Origin of the sequence: Litchfieldella qijiaojingensis (assembly GCF_014651875.1) — a bacterium.
Taxonomy (GTDB): Bacteria; Pseudomonadota; Gammaproteobacteria; order Pseudomonadales; family Halomonadaceae; genus Litchfieldella; species Litchfieldella qijiaojingensis.
On record NZ_BMXS01000003.1, the window covers coordinates 131,597 to 152,761 of the forward strand.

The following is a 21,165-nucleotide window of genomic DNA, read 5'->3' on the forward strand; positions in this document are numbered from 1 at the left end:
AGTATCGGCATAAAGAGCCCCCGCCGCCCACCCGTGGTGGGCGGTGGAGGAACGAGGCAAGGGACGATATGGCCGGGTTCAGTAGCCTAGGGCTCGTGGCAGCCAGGTCACGATGTCCGGGAACAGGATGCATAGCCCCAGCACGGCATACTGGAAGGCGATGAATGGCCAGGCGCTGCGCAGCAGTTCGTTGAGACTGATCTTGGAGATGCCGCACATCACGAACAGCAGCACGCCGACCGGCGGCGTCATCATGCCTACCACCAGGTTCATCACGAACAGGAAGCCGAACAGCAGCGGATCGATACCGTAGGCCAGGGCGATCGGTGCCAGCAGCGGGACGAGCATGATGTAGGCGGCATTGGACTCGATGAACATGCCGACCGCGATCAGCAGCGCCATCACCAATAGCAGGAAGATCATCGGGTCGGCGGTCACGCCCTGCAGCCAGTCGGCCAACCGCATGGGGATCAAATCGATGGTGAAGGCAAAGGTCATGGTCGAGGCGAAGGCGATCAGCGCGCCGACCATGGCTGCGGTTACCGCTGCGTTGAACATTGCCTTGGGCAGGTCGGACAGGCGCAGCTTGCGGGTCACGAAAAAGCCGATCGCCAGCGCATAGACCACGGCGATGGCCGCCCCTTCGGTGGCGGTGAAGGCGCCGGCGACGATGCCGCCGACCACCACCACCGGCATCAGCAGGATCGGCAGTGCGCGCCAGGTCTGCGCCAGCACGTGCTTGAGCCCCAGCGATTCACCGACCAGCGGATAACGGCGCCGCATCGCCAGGAAGGTGGCCAGGCCCATGAAGCCCACGGCGAGCAGGATCCCGGGCACGATACCGGCCATGAACAGCCCACCCACGGAAACGCTGGAACCCGCCATCAAGGCATAGACGATCATGGCGTTGCTGGGCGGGATGATGGCGCCGAGGTTGGCCGCGGAGGCGACCACCGCACTGCTGTAGCCGGTGTCGTATTGTTGACGCATGGAAGGCACCAGCGAGCTGCCCAGCGCGCTGGCGCTGGCCACGGCGGCGCCGCTGACCGCGGCCAGTACCATGCCGGCGACGATGGCGACATGTGCCAGCCCGCCCTGAACGCGTCCGATCAGCGAGTTGGCGAAGTCGACCAGGCGTTGCAGGATGCCGGCGGCGACCATCAACTCACCGGCCAGCATGAATAGCGGAATGGCCATCAGTGGGAAGTTGTCGACGGAATGCATCATGCGTTGCGGCAACACCGAGAAATCCATTCCACCGATATACAGGCCCACCAGCGAGGCAAGGCCCAAGGCGAAAGCCAGCGGCATGCGCAACAGTGCGAAGGCGAGAAAGGTAAGGACGATGGCCAGGGTCATGAGCGGGCTCCTCCTTCACTGGTTGGGGGAGCGCTGGGCAGCGGCTCGATGCGCAGTACCTGGGCGAGCAGGTGCAGGCAGCAGTGGCCGGCGCATATCAGCACGGCGATATAGAAAATGGCGGCGGTGATCTCGATGGTCGGCATCAACTCCTGCCATTTGTCGGCCACCGCACCCAGGGAAACCCAGAACAGGATGGCCATCAGCGCCGCGCCGATCAGCGCCATCAGGCGAGCGAGACGCTCCTGCACGACATCGGGCAACTTGCTGACCAGCGCATCGATACCGACGTGGATACCGACCTTGATACCGTGCGGAATGGCCAGAAAGATCGCCCAGACGAAGAACAGCCGCGAGAGCTCGTCGGCTGAGTCGATCGAGGTCGACAGCACGTAGCGGGAGAAGACCTGGGCCGAAACCAGCAGGGTCATCAGCCCCATCGCCATGATGATGGCGTAGTAGGAAGTGCGGTCGAGCAGCGCCAGCGCCATGACGAAGCGGCGCTTCAGCGGGCTGGAGGCACGAGCCTCCAGCCGTGAGGACGCGGGTGTCATGCGTTCAGCTCCGTCAGCACGCTATCGACGATCTCTGCACCGATCTTGTCGCGCAGGTCATCCACGACGCCTTGGGTGGCTTCGCGCAACTCGGCGCGCACCTCGGGGGCCAGCGGCGTGAATTCCATGCCGCGCTCGATCAGCGTCTCGCGGGCGGCGGCATCTTCCTCGGCGGCCTTGGCTCGCTGCCATTCGACGGCTTCGGTCATGGCCTCGTGGATGGCTTGCCGCTGCTCGTCGCTCAGGGCATTGAACTTGTCCAGATTGGCGACCACGACGATGAAGTCGTAGAAGTGGCCACTGTCGGACAAGTATTCCTGCACCTCATCCATGCGGTTGGTGCTGATGATGCTGTAGGGGTTCTCCTGGCCGTCCAACACCCCCTGCTGCAAGGCACCGTAGACCTCCTTGATGTCCATGGACACCGGGTTGGCACCGATGGCGCGGAAGGTGTCGAGGTGGGTCTGATTCGGCTGCAGGCGGATCTTGAGGTCTTGGAAGTCCTCGATCGAGGTGATCGGCCGGACGCTGTTGGTCACATTGCGGAAACCCAACTCCATGTAACCCAGGGCGGCGAAGCCCTTCTCGGCCAGCTTTTCGTCGAGCAGGTCTCCGACTTCGCCATCGATGAGGCGGAAGGCATCCTCGCGGCTATCGAAGGCGAACGGCAGGCTCAGGGCCTCGAGCTCGGGGACGATGCGCGACAGGTAGGAGATGCCGATCCAGGTCCCCATGATGGCGCCGGAGCGAACCTGGTCGATGTTCTCGCCGGCACCGCCCAGTTGCATGTTGGGGAACAACTGGGCACTCAGGTCGCCATCGGTACGGCTGGCGAGTTCCTCCTGGAAGATCTCCATGGCTTTGCTGGACGAATGGTCGCCGGGGAAGTTGCCGCCGAAACGCAGGTTCTCGGCGTTGGCCAGCGAGGGGACGGCGAGCCCCAGGGCCAGCAGCAGGGTACCGCAGTGTCGGGTGAAGCGCGTTGTTGTTGTCATCATGAGAGTGTCCTTGTGTGGGAAGACGGTTATTTCCGGGCCGAGTTGAAACCCAGGAATGAACATAGGTCAGGACACTTAGAAATTCAAAACTTAAAATACTGTTTTTTTAAAAAACAATATAAATCAATATGTTAAAATTTATATATTTGAGAGGTAAGAGAGATAAGGTTCCGCCAATGAGCCGGTGGGTAGTAGGGAGGGACGGAACCTCTTCTAGAGCATCAACTCTGCTGCAGGCCTTGAATGACGGCGTTGCCGGTCTTGCGCATGTGTAGGCTCATGGCGGTGGAAAGGGCCTGTGCATCACGCCTTTCGAGCGCTTCAACGAAGTATTCGTGTTCCTTGGCGGATTCTTCCCAGCGGCCCAACTGCATGTTGGCTGCGTAGCGGGCACGGGTGATCCTGAGCGTCAACGAGGTCTCGAGCTCAAGTAGTACGCGATTGCCGGCGATTTCGCTAAGGCGGCGATGGATTGCCTGATTGAGCTGGAAGTATTCCTTGCGTTGATTGTTGTGATATTTCTCCATCATGCGCTCGTGCATGGCGCGGATCTCGGCGATTTCAGCATCGCTAGCCCGGGTCGCCAACAGGGTGCCTGACAGCCCCTCCAGCACTGCCATCACTTCGAACAGGTCGGCCACTTCCTCGGCGTCCACTTCGGTGACCTTGGCGCCGCGGTTGGGCAGTAACTCCACCAGCCCTTCACTGGCCAGCACCTTGAGCGCCTGCCGCAGGGGAGTGGGAGAGACCTCGAAGGCCTCGCACAACTGCTTTTCGGAAATGCGGCTGCCTGGCTCCAGCTCGCCTTCCAGTACCATCTCGCGCAATCGCTCGGTCACTGCCTCATACAGCGTGTGACGACGCAAGGGCGTAGCGCGAGAAGCCCTGGCGCCATCGACGGTTGGGAATGTTTCGGCCATGCGAGATTCTCCTTGTTCGTGGCTAGCGCTGGCGTACGCCTCGGCCAAGCTGGGTGAAAGCATGCTTGCAAAATTCTACCGCTGTGCAATCCTTGGGTCATCAAAAGAATTTGGAATTCCAAATTCTAAATTCCAAAATCGGAATGCTCCTTCTAAAGAATCACAACGAGAACAAGGAACACGCCTCCCATGAAACGCACCCTCATCGGTATGCTGACACCCTCTTCCAACACCGTGCTGGAGCCCTATACCAGCGCCCTGTTGCAGGACCTGATGCCGTGGGTCACGGCGCACTTCCAGCGCTTTACGGTCAAGGAGATCTCCTTGCGCGACGAGGCCTTGGCCCAGTTCGATCCCGCTCCCTTGCTGGCCGCTGCGCAACTGCTCTGCGACGCCAGGATGGATGTGATCGCCTGGAACGGCACCTCCTCTAGCTGGCTGGGGTTCGAGACTGACCGGCGACTGTGCGCGGCTATCCGCGAGGCCACGGGCGTGCCAGCTACCACCAGTGTGTTGGCCCTGAACGAGGTGTTGCAGCGGACCGAGGTACGGCGTCTGGGATTGGTGACGCCTTACCTCGACGACATTCAGGCGGCGATCGTCGCCAACTACGAGGCCGAGGGTCATGAGGTGGTCGCCGAGCGACACTTGGGCGATCGAGGCAATTTCTCCTTTTCCGAGTACGACGAGGCCACCTTGGCCGGCATGGTGCGCGATGTGGCCAAGTCGCGTCCCGAGGCGATCACCATCCTTTGCACCAATCTGCGCGGAGCCGGCATTGTCGCCGAGCTGGAGCGCGAGCTCGGTATTCCCATCTACGACTCGGTCAGCGTGACGGTGTGGAAGACCCTGTTGATGACGGGAAACGATCCGTCGCAGATCCAGGGCTGGGGGCGGTTGTTCGAGGATCGCCGCCTAGGAGCCTAGGAGCCTAGGACTTTGACTTCACGCGGGCGTCCGCCCGAGACGGTCGATCGACAACAACAAACCAACTGGCAAGAGGTATCGTGATGAAAGCAACGACAATCAAGCGAATCTCCCTGGGCGCTGCAGTCGCTTGTGGCATGGCGTTGGGCGGCATGGCTCAGGCGGAAACGTCGCTCAGGGTGGTAGGCAACTTCTCGGGCAACAAGATCCATGTCGAGGAAGTCGAACGCCCTTTCTTCGAAAAGCTGGATGCCCGCGACGACCTGGCGGTGACCTATAACACCATGGATGGTATCGGTGTCGATGCTGCCGATGCCCTGCGCCTGATTCGTTCCGGGGCCTTCGATGTGATGTCGGTGCAGATTGGCATGGCGTCCCGTGACGAGCCCTTCTTCGAAGGCATCGATCTGGCCGGCGTCTCGCAGACGCTCGACGAGCAGCGTGAAGCCGTCAATGCCATCCGTGACAAGTTCGACGCGCGGCTGCAGGAGCGCTTCAACGCCAAGCTGATGACGCTGTGGCCGTTCGGCCCGCAGATGATGTTCTGCAACGGCGAAATTTCGGGAGTGGAGGACCTGAAGGGCAAGAAGGTGCGGGTCTTTACCCCATCGATGTCACGTCTGGTGCAAGGACTGGGAGCGACTCCCGTGACGCTGCAGTTCAGTGAGGTCTACCTGGCCCTGCAGCGTGGTGTGGCCGATTGCGGGGTGACCGCGCCTACCGCCGGCAATAGCGGCAAATGGCCGGAAGTCACCAACCATTTCGTGCCGCTGCCGCTGTCCTACTCGGTGCAGGGACACTTCATGAACCTGGACACCTGGAACCGTCTCGACGAGACCCAGCAGCAGGAGCTCGAGGCAGCCTTCGCCGAAATGGAAGAGGCGATGTGGCAGGTGGCTTACACCGTCAATGACGATGCCATTGCCTGCAGCACCGGGCAGTCGAGCTGTCGCGATCATGAAGCCTATGACATGACCCTGGTGGAACTCGACGAGGCCTCGCGGGAGCGGGTCAGCGCGATCACCGCCGAGGCCGTGTTGCCGGTTTGGGGCGAGAGCTGCGAGTTGCAATACGATGGCTGCGCCGCGGTGTGGAACGACACGGTCGGGGCCGCCGCGAGCTTGTCCATCGACCTGCCGTGACCGGAAAGCGACGGGGGCCGGGCCCCCGTCGACCAGCGAGAGGCTCATCTCATGTTGACCCAGAAACCATATCGCGCGGCCCACCGGCTGGCGCATGTCGCGGCCATCGCTGCGGGCTATGCCGCGCTGGGGCTGTCGGGGCTGATCACCTTCGAGGTCATCGCCCGCAAGCTGTTCAGTTTTTCCCTCCAGGGCGTCGATGAGCTTGGCGGCTATGTGCTGGCCATCGGCGTTGCCTTCAGTTTTGCCTATGCCCTGCTTCATCGTGCCCATACTCGGGTCGATGTGCTGCTGATGATGCTGCCGGCCGCGTTGCGCGCACCGCTCAATGTCCTGGCGGCAACGCTATTGGCGGCCTTCGCGACCTTCATGCTGTGGCGAGGCGTCGAGACGCTGCGCGAGACCCTGGAGTTCGGCAGTCGCGCCAGCACACCGCTACAGACGCCGTTATGGATTCCGCAGTCGTTGTGGGTGATGGGGCTTGCCGTGTTCGCGGCTTTGGCGCTGTTGCTGGCCGGGCGTGCCTGGAGCCTGCTGCTGCGCGGGCGTGGCACCACCCTCAACCGCGAGTTCGATCCACGTTCCACCGATGACGAACTCGACGAGGCCAGGCATGACTATGCCAACGACAAGCACGCCGCCACCGTCGGGAGGACGCCAGTATGATTGGTGCCATCGAAGTCCTGATCGGCTTTTTCATCATGCTGGGCATGATGGCGGCTGGCTTGCACGTGGCAGTGGCTATCTTCAGTGTTGCCGCCCTGGGGACCTTGCTGTATCTGGGCACGCCACTGCTGTATTCGTTCGGCGATACCTTGTGGAGCACCCTCAACGACTTCCTGTTGACGGCGATTCCACTGTTCATCCTGCTCGGCGAACTGCTGCTGCGCAGCGGCATCACCGAACGCATGTATAGCGCCCTATCGGTGTGGCTGAACCGCATGCCGGGCGGGTTGCTGCATACCAACATCGGGGCGTCGTCGATGTTCGCCGCCATGTCCGGCTCCTCGGTGGCCACTGCCGCGACCATTGGCACCGTGGCACTGCCGGCCTTTGCCGAACGCGGCTACAGCGAGCGCCTGGCGTTGGGCACGCTGGCGGCTGGCGCCACCCTGGGCATCCTGATTCCGCCCAGCATCAACATGATCATTTACGGCGCGATCACCAACACCTCCATCGGCAAGCTGTTCATCGCCGGCATCCTGCCCGGGCTGGCGTTGGCCGGGTGCTTCATGCTGGCGATCATGGCCTTCAGCCTGTTGTGCCCCGGCGTGGCCGGCGAGCGCGAGCCGCGTGTGCCACTGGGCGAGCGAGTCAGGTCGCTGGTCGATCTGTTGCCGCCAGCTTGTGTCTTCGCGATCGTCATCGGCAGCATCTACAGCGGTTGGGCCACTCCCACCGAGGCGGCGGCCCTGGGCGTTGTCGCGGCGTTGATCCTGGCGGCACTGAACCGCAAGTTGACGCTGACCATGCTTCACGAGTGCTTCCTGTCCATGGCGCGCACCACGGCGATGATCCTGCTGATCATCGTGGCAGCGTTCTTCCTCAACTACATCGTCGGCATCCTGGGCATTCCCACCACCCTGACCCGCTGGGTTGCCGACCTGGGGTTGACCCCGCTGGGGCTGATCCTGGCGCTGGTGGTCTTCTATCTGGTGTTGGGCTGCTTCCTCGAGACGCTGTCGATGATGATCGCCACCGTGCCCATCGTGGTGCCGATGGTGGTGCAGTTCGGCTTCGACCCGGTGTGGTTCGGCATCTTCCTGGTGATCATGATGGAAATCTCGCTGATCACCCCGCCGATCGGCATGAACCTCTACGTGGTCCAGGGCGTGCGCGGGCGCGGTTCGATCATGGACGTGATGCTCGGCAGCTTGCCCTTCTTCGCCATCATGCTGGCCTTCGTGTTCCTGATCATCGCCTGGCCGCAACTGGTGCTGTGGCTGCCCAACGCCATGGGCTGAGTCACGCCATACGACAATGACAAGGGAAATCCCATGAGTGACTTCGATACTATCATCAAGAACGGTCTGATCATCACCGCCGCCGATCGCTATGTCGCCGATATCGGCATCAAGGAAGGGCGTATCGCCGCCCTTGGTCAGGCACTCGGCAATGCCGCCGAGATCATCGACGCCGATGGGCTATGGGTGATGCCCGGTGGCATCGACGCCCACTGCCACCTCGACCAGCCGCTCGGCGATGGCGCGGTGATGGCCGACGACTTCCACAGCGGGACCCGCTCGGCGGCCTGTGGCGGCACCACCACGGTGATCCCCTTCGCCGCCCAGCAGAAGGGGCAGAGCCTGCGCGCCGCGGTGGATGACTATCATCGGCGCAGCGAGGGCAAGGCCTTCATAGATTACGCCTTCCACATGATCGTCACCGATCCCACCGAAACGGTGCTCAAGGAAGAACTGCCGGCATTGATCGAGGAGGGCTACAGCTCGTTCAAGATCTACATGACCTATGACGACCTCAAGCTCAACGATCGCGAGATCCTCAAGGTGCTGGCCCTGGCCCGGCGCGAAGGGGCGATGGTCATGGTGCACGCCGAGAATGCCGACTGCATCGCCTACCTGACCGAATTGCTCGAAGCGTGCGGCAAGACGGCGCCCGTCTATCATGGCGAGGCGCACTCGACGATCGCCGAACGCGAGGCCACCCACCGTGCCATTTCGCTGGCCGAACTGATCGACGTCCCGGTACTGATCGTGCATGTCTCGGGACCCGAGGCGATCGAGCAGATTCGCTGGGCACAGAGCCGCGGCCTGCGCGTCTATGGCGAGACCTGCCCGCAATATCTGATGCTCACCGCCACCGATCTGGACCAGGAAGGCTTCGAGGGCGCAAAGTGCGTGTGTAGCCCACCGCCGCGCGACGAGGCTGCCCAGCAGGCGGTGTGGCAGGCACTGGAGAGCGGTGTCTTCCAAGTGTTCTCCTCGGACCATGCGCCGTTCCGCTACGAGGACCCCAAGGGCAAGAAGCTGCACGGCGAAACGGCCTGCTTCAAGCATATCCCCAACGGCATTCCCGGGCTCGAGACCCGGCTGCCGATCCTGTTCTCCGAGGGCGTGATAAAAGAGCGCATCGACGCGACCCGCTTCGTGGCGTTGACCGCGACCAATCCGGCCAAGATCTATGGTCTCTACCCACGCAAGGGCACCATCGCCATTGGCTCCGATGCCGACCTGACGCTGTGGGACAGCCGAGCCCGCACCACCGTACGCAACGCCGAGCTGCACCACGATGTCGACTACACTCCTTATGAAGGGCTCGAGCTTACCGGACGGCCGGTATTGACGTTGTGCCGTGGCCAGGTGGTGTCCCGCGATGGCCGGCTCGCCGGCGAACCGGGGTTCGGGCAATTTCTCGAATGTGGCAAGCCGCAACCGGCGCGGCCGCGTGGCGAAGCCAAGGGGTTCTGAGCATGACTCGCGACGAGATCATCGAAGCCGGTGCCCGGTGCTTGATCGAGGCGCATCAACGTCGGGCTCGGATAGCGGTACCCGAGGATATCCCGCTTGCCGAGCTCGAGGATGCCTATGCCATTCAGGAGCGTGTCTCCGCGACACTGGGTACGCCTTCGGGTTGGAAGTTGGGCGGCATTCGCAGGGGGGAAGTGCCGCGTTATTCGCGACTGTTCGCTGAGCTCAGCCATGACTCGCCGGCACGCCTGGCGCGTCGGGATTTTCACGTGGTGTACCTCGAACCCGAACTGGCGGTAACGTTGGGTGAGGGGATCCCCTCCCGCGGCACTCCTTATACCCTGAGCGAGATCGCCTCGCGGGTGGCGAGCCTGCATGCCGCCATCGAGGTGGTCGACAGCCGCTTCACGAATTGGCCCGAGGTACCGCCACTGTGGCAATTGGCCGATGGGTTGAGTCATGGTGCCTTCGTGCTGGGTGGTGGTACATCGGTCGATGATCTGAGCCGGATGGCCAATGCCGCCTACCACCTGAGCCTGGACGGCGAAGTCAGCATGGCCGGGCGCGGCGGTCACCCCGGTGGCGATCCGGCCCGGCTGCTGGTGGAAATGATCAACGATCGCATTGCCCGAAGCGGCGAGGGCTTCCACGCCGGCGAGGTGATCACCACCGGGACCTTCGAGGGTGTGGTGGAGATGCTCGTAGGCCAGCGGGCGCGGTTGGTATTCGAAGGGATCGGGCAGGTGGAACTGAGGATGCAGTGAAAGGGCTCATGAGCAAGTCAGGATAGCGCTTGTTGTGCCGCTGTGGCCTACGCTTAGGGTATGCGTTGGTGCACAGCGGGGCACAGGGCATGTCCGATTTCCCTATTCGCCTGTTGCTGATCGAAGACAATCCACTCCACAGCCGGTTGATTCAGCAGTTGCTCAAGACCGACACCCAGCTACGCTGTGAAGTCGAAGCGGTGGAGCGTCTGGATGAAGGCCTGGTCCGGCTTACGCGAGGCAAGGTGGACCTGGTCCTGCTGGATCTGGTACTGCCCGACAGTGAGGAACTCGAGACATTATGGCGGGTGCGCCTGGTAGCGCCGCAGGTGCCGGTGGTCATCCTCACCAGCCTGGATGATGTCAAGCTGGCGGCACGGGCCGTGGAGTCCGGTGCCTACGACTATCTGGTCAAGTCGCATCTCAAAGGGGCTTCCCTGGGGCGTGCCGTTCGCTACACCCTGGCCCGGGCGCGTGCCAGGGGCGGCGAGTGGGACTCGCCGATGTTTCGCTTGGCGCAGCAGCAGTTCCTCAAGGCCTCCCAGTACATGGGTCTGGACGACAACGTTCGTCAGCGCCTGCTGTTCCCGCAGCGCGCGCATATGGTTTCCTTCCCTTTTTTCCGCGATGACCACAGCCAAGTGGAGACGGTATTCGGCTACCGTGTGCAGCATGTGCTGACGATGGGGCCGACAAAGGGCGGGATTCGTTATCACGAAGGGGTCGACCTGGGTGAGGTGGCGGCCCTGGCGATGTGGATGACCTGGAAGTGTGCGCTGATGAAGCTGCCGTTTGGTGGTGCCAAGGGCGGTGTGCGGGTCGATCCCACCGCACTGAGCAGGACGGAGTTGCAGCGGCTCACGCGGCGTTACACCACCGAGATCATTGAAATGATCGGCCCGGACAGGGATATCCCCGCGCCGGACCTGGGCACCGACGAGCAGGTCATGGCCTGGCTTATGGATACCTACAGCCAGCAGATCGGTCATGCCGTGCCGACGGTGGTCACTGGCAAGCCGGTGGTGCTGGGCGGTTCGTTGGGCCGCAAGGAGGCCACCGGACGCGGGCTGGTGTTCCTGATCGAGGCCTCGGCGCAACACCTGGGGCTCGAACTCTCCAAGGCAACCGCCGTGGTCCAGGGTTTTGGCAACGTCGGCAGCCATACCGCGCGCTTCCTCGCCGAACTGGGCGTCAAGATCATCGGTGTCGGCGATGTTTCCACCAGCCTCTACCGGCGCGAGGGGTTGTCGGTGAAGGACTTGCAAGCCTATGTTGACGAGCACCGGGTATTGGACGGCTATCCGGATGCCGAGCCGATCAGCAACGCCGACTTGCTGGAGCTTGACTGCGACGTACTGGTGCTGGCGGCGTTGCAGAACCAGGTCACGGTGGAAAACGCAGCGCAGATCAGTTGCCGGTTGCTGGCCGAGGGCGCCAATGGCCCGACCATGCTGGAGGCCGACGATATCCTCCATGATCGTGGCATCTTCGTGTTGCCCGATATCCTCGGCAATGCCGGCGGTGTCACGGTGTCCTATTTCGAATGGGTGCAGGGCATGCAGAACCTGACCTGGACCCTGGACGAGATCAATGGGCGACTGAAGTCGATCCTGCTGGATGCTTTCCGCCGGACGCTGCACCGAGCGCAGAAGGACCGGCTCGATATGCGCACCGCGGCACTGATCGAAGGCGTCTCGCGGGTGACCGAGGCCAAGCTGTGGCGGGGCGTTTTCCCGTAGTCGAAGCGGTGGTGTCGAGTTTATGAGTGTTCCCTCCAATGGCGACGATGGCAGCACACGCAGTAAGTCGGCGCAGCAACAGCCGACCGAGGCGACCTCCGAGCAACCCAGTGAGATAGCGCCATGCTGTCTTCAGCGTCAGCAACTGATCGAGGCGCTCGAGTCTATCTCCGAGGGCTTCACTCTCTACGATGCCAACGACATCCTGGTGGCCTGCAACTCGCGGTTCCGCGACGAGTACTCGGGGCTTCCCGACCTGGCAAAGCCCGGCGTTCGTTTCGAGGACCTGATTCGCGCCGCCGTGACCAGGGAAGTTGTCGATATCGGCGACATGGAGCCCGAAGCCTGGATCGCACGACGACTGCAGCGACGGCGCAACCCGGGCAAGCCGTTCACCTATCGCCGCACCGACCAGATGCAGTTGCGCATCAGCGAACGCCGCACCCGCGACGGTGGCGTGGTGGCCATCTACACCGATATCACCGAGCTGGAAACCCAGCGCGCCCATCTCGAGGCTCAGGTCCAGCTGACCGAGGAGGCCCAGGCCCGCGCCGAGGCGGCGCGCGACCAGCTCACCGAAGCGCTCGAATCCATCGCCGAGGGATTCGCATTGTTCGATGCCGACGACCGGCTGGTGCTCTACAACTCCCGCTTCAAGGAGCATTTCGTCACCCCGGGCGATGTGGTCGAACTGGGGTTGCGTTTCGAAGATCTGCTGCGGGCCGTGGTCGAGCGTGGTCTCACTCCCCCTGGCTATGCGTCGAGTGAGGCGTGGATCGCCGAACGTCTCGCCGCGCATCGCAATCCCACGGGGCCCTATCATATGGTGCGCAGTGACGGCGTCTGCATCCAGATCAGCGAACATCGCACCGGGGATGGTGGCTATGTCGCGGTCTACTCGGACATCACCGAGCTCGAGCAGCATCGCCATCGTCTGGAAGAGCTGGTCACGGAACGCACCGCCGAGCTCCTGGCCACTGCCGAGGAACTGCGCCGCTCACAGGATGAGTTGCGTCGGGCACGCGATCTGGCGGAGCAGGCCAGCCTGGCCAAGAGCGAGTTCCTGGCCAATATGAGCCACGAGATTCGCACCCCGATGAATGGAGTGATCGGTGTCGCCGAATTGCTGGAACGCACCGAATTGACCGAACAGCAAGCCGAGTATGTGGCGATCATCCAGAAGTCGGCGGATACCCTGCTCGGACTGATCAACGATATTCTCGACTTCTCGAAGATCGAGGCGGGGCGGCTCGAGCTCGAATCGGTGGCCTTTCACCTGCGCGACACCCTGGGTGATACGCTTCAGACGATGGCGCTGCGGGCCGACGAAAAGGGGCTCGAGCTGGCGGTGCATATCCCACCCGAAATTCCCGACCGGCTGCTCGGTGACCCGGTACGCCTGCGCCAGGTGGTGGTCAACCTGGTTGGCAATGCCATCAAGTTCACCGAAACCGGCGAGGTGGTGGTCGATCTGCAGCTCGAGGCGCTCCACGAGCGCAGCGCGCGCCTGGCCTTCGAAATTCGCGATACCGGGATCGGCATTCCCGAAGCGCAGCGCCGCAAGGTCTTCGAAGCCTTCAGCCAGGCGGATACCTCCACCACCCGGGTGAGCGGCGGCACTGGATTGGGACTGTCCATCGCCTCGCAACTAGTCGGAATGATGGGGGGGCAGATCGGTGTCGACAGTGGCCCCGGAGGCCGCGGCAGCAGCTTCAGCTTCAGCATCGACTTCGGCCTGCCGAAGGAACGGGACGAGTTAGCCCCACGCCCCATCGGCCTTGACGGCCAGCGCGTGCTGGTGGTCGACGACAACCAGACCAATCGCATGATTCTCGAGGAGATCCTGAGCAGTTGGGGCATGCGGCCGACGACGGTAGCGGACGGGGAGAAAGCACTCGAAGTCCTCGATCGCTCGGTTGACGATCCTTTCCCGCTGGCACTGCTCGACGTGATGATGCCAGCCATGGACGGCTACGAGCTGGCCGAGCGGATTCGCCGACGTCCCGAACTGGCTGGCCTGCCGATCCTGATGCTGTCGTCGAGCGCACGTGCTGGTGGTGCGTCGCAGCGTCGGCGGTTAGGCATCGCTCGCCTGCTGATGAAGCCGGTCAAGCAATCGGAATTGCTGAACGCGATAGGCGAGGCGCTCGGCATCACGACCGGGAAGAGCAAGGTGGCGCCGGTACCGCATGATCGTCCCAGAGGCTCGGCCGCGCGCCGTGTGCTGCTGGTCGAGGACGGTCTCGCCAACCAGCGCGTGGCGATCGACTTGCTGTCCCAACGCGGGCATAGCGTCGAACTGGCCCAGAATGGCGCCGAGGCGGTCGAGGCCACCCGCCGCCAAGATTTCGATGTGGTGCTGATGGACATCCATATGCCGGTGATGGACGGTCTCGCTGCATCGCGGGCGATCCGCGAACGGGAGCGTGACACCGGCGATCACGTGCCGATCATCGCCATGACCGCGAGTGCCACCAAGGAAGACCGCGAGCGGTGCCTAGCCGCAGGAATGGATGACTATGTCACCAAGCCGTTCCGTGCTGCCGAGCTGTTCGCGGCTGTCGAAGGGGAAATGGGAAGCTTGGGCATCCGCCAGCAACAGCAGGAGACTCCGCCAGCCGATGACGAAACGGCACCTGCCTCCCAGGTGGCGCGAGAAGAGGAAGTGCCCTGCCTGGATTGGGAAGGTGCGCTGCAAAATCTCGAGAACAACCGTGTGCTGTTACAGGAAATGGCCGAGCTGTTCCGGCAGCAGGCGCCTGAACTGATGGCGGAGATCGAGACCTCCATGGTCGAACGGGACAAGGTGGTACTTCGTCGTGCGGCACATACACTGAAGGGTGCGGCGCTGGTGATCGGCGCGCGGTCGGTGGGAGCCGCCGCATCGCAACTCGAGAACCTGGCGCGGGAAGGTGAGTTCGATGGTACCGCCGAGGCTTTCGACATCCTCAAGGAACGCCTGAATGAACTCGAGCCTAAGCTCGAGGCGCTGCATCGAGGTGACGAGTCCCCGTGATTGGGCTGGAGGCCCGCCTGGTGCGTTGCCATACAGAAGTGATTTCCTCGTGATCTGCAACGACATGGCCCCGCCATCCATGCCGGGGCCCGGTTTTCATCGACTCCTATATTCTAGCGAGGGGAAGGGGTCGCCGGCTGGGTCAGGGCGGCGTCGGGGGCGTGTTCCATGCGCTCGCGCTCACGGTCGAGAATGGCCAGCGCTTCCTGCTCGGTGATCCGCGATGCCTGGGTCAGCAGGCTGACCGCCACACCGCCGGCCAGCGCCGCCAGTACCGCCGGTATGCTGGGGTTGCCCCAGAAGGCGCTCCAGGACTCGTTGGCGATGACCGCCAGTGAGGTGACGGAGGCGGTGACCAGGGTTGCCACGGCACCTTGCCAGTTGTAGCGCGGCCAGAAACGGCCCAGCATGCCGCACACGAACATCCCGGCCATGATGGTAGCGATCATGCGGGTGATGTAGTTGATGACATTGTCCGAGGTCAGCGCGAAGGCCAGGGCCAGGCCGATGGTGGCTACCAGCGCCAGGCGTGAATAGAGCACCACATGGCGTGCGGCGGGCGTGCGCCCGGTGAACAGCACGTAAACGTCGCGCATCAGCGTCGAGACGCCGGCGATGGCATCCGAGCTGGCGCTGGACATGGTCGCCGACAGGCCGGCGATCAACAACAGCAAGCCGAGCCCGAGTGGCAGGACTTCGGTCGCCAGGAACGGGAAGGCATAGTTGCTGTTGTCCAATTCCGCATTCAAGGCATGGGTGGCCATGCCGAGAATCGCTGGAATGATCGAGAAGCCGAGGTAGAGCACGCCGGTGATCACGAAGGAGCGGCGTACCGAGGCCACAGAATCGCCGGAGTAGATGCGCTGGCGGAACGACGGCGTGGCGAGAACGCCTACGGCGATCACTGTGGCCAGTGACAGCGCCGGCAGGCCGCCGATCTTGCCTATGCCGAGGAAACTGGCCGCGCCGGCATCCATGCTGGCGGTCAACCCGCCGAAGCCGCCGACCTCGACCAATGCCAGTGCCGCCATCAGCAGGAAGCCGGCGAATAGGATCACTGCCTGGACGGTATCGGTCCACACCACGGCGAAGTAGCCGCCGATCACACAATAGATGCCAAAGCCCAGCGCCACCAGGATCCGCGCTGTATCGAGGTCGATATCGGCCATCCACGACAGGTAGAGACCGCCGCCGAGGATATGTGCGCCCAGCCAGCCGATGCAGGCGATATAGATCAGAAGCGCGACCAGGTTGCGCACCAGGCGGTTGGCGCCGACATAGTAGGAGAGTTCCTCGCTCATGGTCATGAAACGCAGCTTGCGTACCGGGGCGAAGCACGCCGCGAGCAACAGTACGCCGACCGCGCCGCCGATGCCATAGAGCGCACCGGCCCAGCCGTTGGCATAACCGAAGCCGACTGCGCCCATGCTCGAGCCGGTACCGACCATGGTCGCCAGGGTGGTACCGATGGTCAGGAAGATGGGAATGCTGCGCCCACCGAGCAGGAAGTCGTCGCCGGTGCCGCGCTTGTGGCGCGAGATCCACCAGCCGAAGCCGATCATCGCCAGGACATAGGCCAGGAAGGCGCCGAGGAAAATCTGACTGTTCATGGTAACCTCTTGTCGTTGTTTGCCCGGTCGTTGCCGCGACCAGTGGTAAGCAATGTGGCGATCGTGCCGGGCTGGCACTTCTCCAAGGTGGCCCGAACGCGATCCGGTGCCGTGTCCCTTGCCGGGGACACGGCACTTCTCTCTCAGGCCCTGTCGGCCCGGAAGCACTTCACGTCGACTTCCACCTTGCAATCGACCACCAGGTCCTGGACGCTGCAGATGCGGGCCGGCGGGTTGTCGGCGAAGATCTCGTGAAACACCTTGTTGAACGACGAGAAATAGCGCGCGTCAGTGAGCACGGCGGTGACATGCACGACGTCCTCCAGGCAGTAGCCGGCTTCCTGCATGATCGCCAGGCAGTTGTCGAAAGCCAGCCGCGTCTGTTCGACGATGCCGCCCTCGACCACTTCGCCGTCGATCATCGGTGTCTGGCCTGAGACGTAGAGCCAGCCGCCAGCTTCCACGGCGCGGGCGAAGGGCAGTTTCTGGCCGCCAGTGCCGACGCCGCCTTCGACGCCGTAGCGGGTGATGCTCATGGGCAATCCTCCATGCGGTGGGTGAGGTGTTGTGAGCGGCGTAGCATGCGCCCGGCATGCTTGCCGGTGGCTATACCATGTCGATAGCCGATCACGCCGTTGACCATCACTAGTTCGATGCCTCGAGCCGGCATGATGGGGGCGTCGTAATCGGCGGTGTCTTCGAGGGTCTCGAGGTCGAAGAGCGTCAGGTCGGCATAGGCGCCTTCGCGAATCACTCCGCGGTCGGTGAGCCCGAAGTTGGCTGCCGAGAGGCCGGTCATCTTGCGCACTGCCTCGCTCAGTGACATCAGGCCCAGGTCACGGCTGTAGCGGGCCAGTACTCGGGGAAAGGCTCCCCACAACCGTGGGTGCGGATGCGGATCGTTGGGCAGGCCATCGGAGCCGACCATCGACAGCGGGTGGGCGAGCACCTGGCGGATGTCGTCCTCGCTCATGTTGTGGTAGACCGCACCGGCCGGTTGCAGGCGCCGTGCCGCCTCGACCAGCGATGCGCCCCAGTCGGCGGCGATGGCCTTCAGGGGGCGCTGTGCCTGGTCGGGATGCGGTTCCGACCAGGTGATGGTGATCTCGATATCGTCGCTGACCTGGCCCAAGTCGAGGGTCGATGAGCCGGCGGTGTAGGGGTAGCAGTCGCAGTGGGCGCGCTGGTGGCGGGCCGCCGTGTCGAGCCGCTCTAGCGCGCGGGGCGCATTTCCCCAGTTGCCAGCCCCGGCGCATTTCAGATGCGAGATCACCAGCGGTACCTCGCCGTGGCGGGCGGTGGCGAAGGCCTCATCCATGGCCTCGAGCAGGCCAGCGAACTCGTCGCGCAGGTGAGTGGTGTAGACACCACCGGCCTTGCCCACCGCTGCCACCAGGGGCTCCATTTCCGCCGTGGGGGCGTGGAAGGCATTGCGGTAGGCGAGCCCCGAACTCAACCCCAGTGCACCCTCGTCGAGTGCCCGTGACAGCAGGGCTCGCATGGCCTCGATTTCGTGCGTACTAGCCGGACGGGCGAAGTCATCCATCACTTGGCTGCGTAGGCTGGTGTGGCCGATCAGGGCGGCGACATTGACGCTGGGCACGGCGTCATCCACGGCCGCGGCGTAAGTGGCGAAGCTGGGATAACGAAAGTCCTCGGCGCGGCCAAGCAGGTTCATGGGGTCCGGCACCTCGCCCGCCAGGCTGACGGGGCTGGCGCTGATGCCGCAGTTGCCTACCACCACCGTGGTCACGCCTTGAGACAGCTTGGGCAACATTTCCGGAGTGCGGATGACGTTGGTGTCGTCGTGGGTATGCACGTCGATGAACCCCGGTGCCAGATAGCGGCCAGCGGCATCGAGGGTGGTCGTGGCCGTGTGCTGGCCCAACTCGCCGATGGCAGCGATGCGTTCACCGAGAATTCCGATATTGGCCCGGAAGGGGGCCGAGCCGGTGCCGTCGAGTACTTGGGCGCCGCGAATCAGTACGTCAAAATGCATGGTCAGTCTCCCAGCGGCTGGCGGTTGTCGCCGCCGCGATGGGCATCGAGGGTGATCTTGAGGCGGCGCAGCTTGTCGCGCGAGCGGTCGCGGTGGCGTGTGGCCAGTTCGAGGGCCAGTACGTCGATGGCGGCCAGCATGGCGTAGCGCGACGCGGAGGGGTGATAGATGAAGTCGGTCTCGCGCGAGACCACCGGCAGTACCACGTCGGCGGTTTCCGCCAGCGGCGAGCCGCTGGCGGTGATGGCTACCACCTGGGCACCGTACTGGCGGGCGATGCGGGCGGATTCAACCATCTCTGGGGTATATCCGGTGACCGACAGCACCACCACCACGTCCTCGGGGTCGAGGGTCGAGGCCACCATGCGCGGTAGCAGCGTCTGGGGGTAGGCGCTGATGGCATAGCCCAAGCGGACCAGGCGAAACTGCATTTCTTGTGCCAGCATGCTGGAACCTCCGCCGGCACCGAACACCAAAATCTGGCGGGCGCCGTCGAGACGCTCCACGGCACCGGCGATATCGGCCTGGGCCATCAGGTCGCGGTTCACCGCCAAGGTCTGGGTGGCGATCTCGTAGACCGCCAAGGGCCCGTCCGCCGGGTCGGCTTCCTGGATGAAGCGACGCCCGGCAGCCAGGGCGCGGGTCAGGCGGGTCTTGAGGTCGCGCACGTTGTGACAGCCCACAGCGCGGGCGAAGCGCGTCACGGTGGCGTCGCTGACGCCGGCGCGGGCGGCGATCTCGCTGATGCTGGCTTCGGTGACGAAGTCGATGTCATCGTAGATCAGCTCGGCGACCTTCTTTTCGGCGTCGCGCAAAGCGGCGAAACTGGCCGTAATGTGCGACAGGATATCGATGTCCTGGCTCACCGTCGTCTCCTCTGGCGGGGGCTTCCAGGTAATATTCGGGAAGCTGGTGCTTGCCTGTGAGAGAAAGTATGTTATTTTCTAACAAATAGTCAAGCGTGTGTGAAAATATCCTTCAAGCGGGTGTCATATGAAGGAAACCGCATGAAAAAGAAGTACGGGAGAGGGTCATGAAAGACGCGACGAGCGCGCCTTGGAGCTGCGACAAGGGCACCATCGAGATCAGCCCCGATCTGCTGTCCGGGGTCAGCTTGCCGGCGGCAGTCATCTTCGAAGGACCGCTTGCGCACAACCTGGAGTGGATGCAGCGTTTTGCCACGGATCATGGCGCGCGGCTGGCGCCGCATGGCAAGACCACCATGACCCCTGCCCTGTTCCAGCGCCAGCTCGATGCCGGGGCGTGGGGCATCACCCTGGCTACGCCACCGCAATGCCGCGCCGCTTTCGCCCACGGGGTGAATCGCCTGCTGATGGCCAACCAACTGGTCGGAGAGGCCAACATGGCGATCGTCGCCGAACTGATCGAGGCGGGGGCCGATTTCTATTGCGTGGTCGACGGTGTTGCCAATGTGCGCCATCTGGGGCGCTACTTCGCGGCGCGGGGCCTGCGTCTGCAGGTATTGATCGAGCTGGGTGTGGATGGCGGGCGTTGTGGTTGTCGCGATCAGGACGAGATCATGGCCTTGGCCGAGTTGGTCGACAGTGAGCAGGCGCTGGTATTGGCCGGTCTGGAAGGCTACGAGGGCGTGGTGTATGGCGACGATCCGGTAGCAGGTGTCCGGGCCTATGCCTGGCATCTGGTGGAGGCCGCTCAGGCACTGGATCACGATGGGTTGATCGAATCGCCGTCACCGCTGATCACTGCCTCCGGGTCGGCCTGGTATGACCTGATCGCCGAAGTCTTCCGCGAGGCGCATCTCGGCGAGCACTTCGTGCCGGTGCTGCGCCCGGGCTGCTATGTGGTCCACGATCATGGTATCTACCGCCAGGCTCAGCGCGAGGTGCTGCGTCGCCGTCCCGAGCTGGATCGGGGGCTCGAGCCGGCACTGGAGGTTTTCGCCCAGGTCCAGTCGCTGCCCGAGCCTGGCTTGGCCGTAATTGCCTTGGGCAAGCGCGATATCGGCTTCGACCACCTGCCCGAGCCATTACGTCGCTACCGGGAGGGCGGCAGCGCCGACCGCGTGCTCTCCGTCGAGGGGTGGGAGGTTACCAAACTGATGGACCAGCATGCCTTTGTGCGCCTGCCCGAGGAGGCATCGGAAGTGGGCAACGGGGAGGTCAGAGTCGGCGACATCGTGGCGTTTGGAGCCTCCCACCCCTGCCTGACCTTCGATAAGTGGCGCAGTATCTGCCTGGCGGACGAGCGGCTGAATGTGGTCGAGGTGATGACGACCTGCTTCTAGGCTATGCCCGAAAACTGGCTGCGCTTGCCCATACGGCGTTAAAAATCGGCTCAAAGTACTCATTTACATGCGTAAACTCCGTCTTTTCGCCGATTTTTGCCTTGTCTGGCCGGCGCTCGCCGACTTTTCAGACATAGCCTTGTGTCTCTCCTGGCTTACCAGGCGATGCCGTTGGCCTTGAGCTGCGAGGCGAAGCGATGCGCCACACGGTTGAGCTGAGCCACGTCGACGCCGGGCAGAAGCCTGCGCGCTTCGGCGAACAGCGGTTCTGCCTTTTCATGACGCCCCGAGTAGATCAGCAGTACCAGAACCCTTTCGATATCCTTGTCGCTATGCAGGGGTTCGGTTTTTCCGCCTTGTGTCCGCTGGCGTGTCCGAGAGATTCGCAATGCGGTCGTCTCCAGTTGGGGAATCGAACGGTGGCCGGGAGCGGCCGTCAAGCA

Annotated in this window: 18 protein-coding genes; 9 read left to right on the forward strand and 9 right to left on the reverse strand. The window is 63.3% G+C overall.

From position 1 onward, the window contains the following. Window positions 1-78: 78 nt before the first annotated feature. The 4 genes from IE093_RS04760 to IE093_RS04775 all read right to left on the reverse strand — a co-directional run bounded on the left by IE093_RS04760 (window position 79) and on the right by IE093_RS04775 (window position 3,831). The gene (locus IE093_RS04760; RefSeq protein ID WP_189466707.1) at window positions 79-1,359 is read right to left on the reverse strand and encodes a TRAP transporter large permease; all 1,281 of its coding nucleotides are present in this window, start codon (window positions 1,357-1,359) and stop codon (window positions 79-81) included. Then, window positions 1,356-1,913, reverse strand: coding sequence for a TRAP transporter small permease (locus tag IE093_RS04765; RefSeq protein ID WP_189466709.1), 558 nt, complete (start codon window positions 1,911-1,913; stop codon window positions 1,356-1,358). Before IE093_RS04765 ends, IE093_RS04760 begins: the two co-directional genes overlap by 4 nt. After that, on the reverse strand, window positions 1,910-2,911 hold the full coding sequence (locus IE093_RS04770) for a TRAP transporter substrate-binding protein (protein WP_229803243.1): 1,002 nt from the start codon (window positions 2,909-2,911) through the stop codon (window positions 1,910-1,912). Before IE093_RS04770 ends, IE093_RS04765 begins: the two co-directional genes overlap by 4 nt. Before the next feature lie 221 nt (window positions 2,912-3,132). Further along, a complete protein-coding gene (locus tag IE093_RS04775) occupies window positions 3,133-3,831 on the reverse strand; it encodes a GntR family transcriptional regulator (protein ID WP_189466711.1) in 699 nt (232 codons plus the stop codon). A 189-nt stretch (window positions 3,832-4,020) separates the two neighbouring features. On the opposite strand from IE093_RS04775, the gene IE093_RS04780 reads away from it, so the two are divergent. The 8 genes from IE093_RS04780 (at window position 4,021) to IE093_RS04815 (ending at window position 14,847) form a co-directional block, all read left to right on the forward strand. Further along, the gene (locus tag IE093_RS04780) at window positions 4,021-4,758 is read left to right on the forward strand and encodes a maleate cis-trans isomerase family protein (RefSeq protein WP_189466713.1); all 738 of its coding nucleotides are present in this window, start codon (window positions 4,021-4,023) and stop codon (window positions 4,756-4,758) included. 83 nt (window positions 4,759-4,841) lie between these two features. Further along, entirely contained in the window at window positions 4,842-5,900 is a 1,059-nt protein-coding gene (locus tag IE093_RS04785) for a TRAP transporter substrate-binding protein (protein ID WP_229803245.1), read from the forward strand. Window positions 5,901-5,951: 51 nt separating this feature from the next. Then, window positions 5,952-6,566 carry a TRAP transporter small permease subunit gene (locus IE093_RS04790; protein ID WP_189466715.1) on the forward strand — a complete coding sequence of 205 codons (615 nt, stop codon included), beginning with the start codon at window positions 5,952-5,954 and terminating at the stop codon, window positions 6,564-6,566. Next, on the forward strand, window positions 6,563-7,864 hold the full coding sequence (locus IE093_RS04795) for a TRAP transporter large permease (protein WP_189466717.1): 1,302 nt from the start codon (window positions 6,563-6,565) through the stop codon (window positions 7,862-7,864). Before IE093_RS04790 ends, IE093_RS04795 begins: the two co-directional genes overlap by 4 nt. Before the next feature lie 33 nt (window positions 7,865-7,897). Further along, window positions 7,898-9,328 (forward strand): dihydropyrimidinase, encoded by a 1,431-nt coding sequence (gene hydA, locus IE093_RS04800; RefSeq protein ID WP_189466719.1) that lies wholly within the window; start codon window positions 7,898-7,900, stop codon window positions 9,326-9,328. A gap of 2 nt (window positions 9,329-9,330) precedes the next feature. Next, entirely contained in the window at window positions 9,331-10,092 is a 762-nt protein-coding gene (locus tag IE093_RS04805; protein WP_189466721.1) for a 2-keto-4-pentenoate hydratase, read from the forward strand. Between the two features lie 89 nt (window positions 10,093-10,181). After that, window positions 10,182-11,831, forward strand: coding sequence for a Glu/Leu/Phe/Val dehydrogenase dimerization domain-containing protein (locus IE093_RS04810; protein WP_189466723.1), 1,650 nt, complete (start codon window positions 10,182-10,184; stop codon window positions 11,829-11,831). Between the two features lie 22 nt (window positions 11,832-11,853). After that, the gene (locus tag IE093_RS04815; RefSeq protein WP_189466725.1) at window positions 11,854-14,847 is read left to right on the forward strand and encodes a hybrid sensor histidine kinase/response regulator; all 2,994 of its coding nucleotides are present in this window, start codon (window positions 11,854-11,856) and stop codon (window positions 14,845-14,847) included. A 113-nt stretch (window positions 14,848-14,960) separates the two neighbouring features. Here IE093_RS04815 and IE093_RS04820 read toward each other — a convergent pair whose 3' ends face one another. The 4 genes from IE093_RS04820 to IE093_RS04835 all read right to left on the reverse strand — a co-directional run bounded on the left by IE093_RS04820 (window position 14,961) and on the right by IE093_RS04835 (window position 19,322). Then, the gene (locus tag IE093_RS04820) at window positions 14,961-16,457 is read right to left on the reverse strand and encodes a sodium:solute symporter family protein (RefSeq protein WP_189466727.1); all 1,497 of its coding nucleotides are present in this window, start codon (window positions 16,455-16,457) and stop codon (window positions 14,961-14,963) included. Between the two features lie 143 nt (window positions 16,458-16,600). Further along, the gene (locus IE093_RS04825; protein WP_189466729.1) at window positions 16,601-16,993 is read right to left on the reverse strand and encodes a RidA family protein; all 393 of its coding nucleotides are present in this window, start codon (window positions 16,991-16,993) and stop codon (window positions 16,601-16,603) included. Next, on the reverse strand, window positions 16,990-18,456 hold the full coding sequence (locus tag IE093_RS04830; RefSeq protein ID WP_189466731.1) for an N-acyl-D-amino-acid deacylase family protein: 1,467 nt from the start codon (window positions 18,454-18,456) through the stop codon (window positions 16,990-16,992). Before IE093_RS04830 ends, IE093_RS04825 begins: the two co-directional genes overlap by 4 nt. A gap of 2 nt (window positions 18,457-18,458) precedes the next feature. Further along, entirely contained in the window at window positions 18,459-19,322 is an 864-nt protein-coding gene (locus IE093_RS04835; RefSeq protein ID WP_189466733.1) for a MurR/RpiR family transcriptional regulator, read from the reverse strand. Between the two features lie 167 nt (window positions 19,323-19,489). On the opposite strand from IE093_RS04835, the gene IE093_RS04840 reads away from it, so the two are divergent. Continuing rightward, entirely contained in the window at window positions 19,490-20,722 is a 1,233-nt protein-coding gene (locus IE093_RS04840; protein ID WP_189466735.1) for an amino acid deaminase, read from the forward strand. Between the two features lie 155 nt (window positions 20,723-20,877). On the opposite strand, the gene IE093_RS04845 is transcribed toward IE093_RS04840, so the two are convergent. Next, the gene (locus IE093_RS04845; protein ID WP_189466737.1) at window positions 20,878-21,111 is read right to left on the reverse strand and encodes a hypothetical protein; all 234 of its coding nucleotides are present in this window, start codon (window positions 21,109-21,111) and stop codon (window positions 20,878-20,880) included. Window positions 21,112-21,165: the final 54 nt, after the last annotated feature.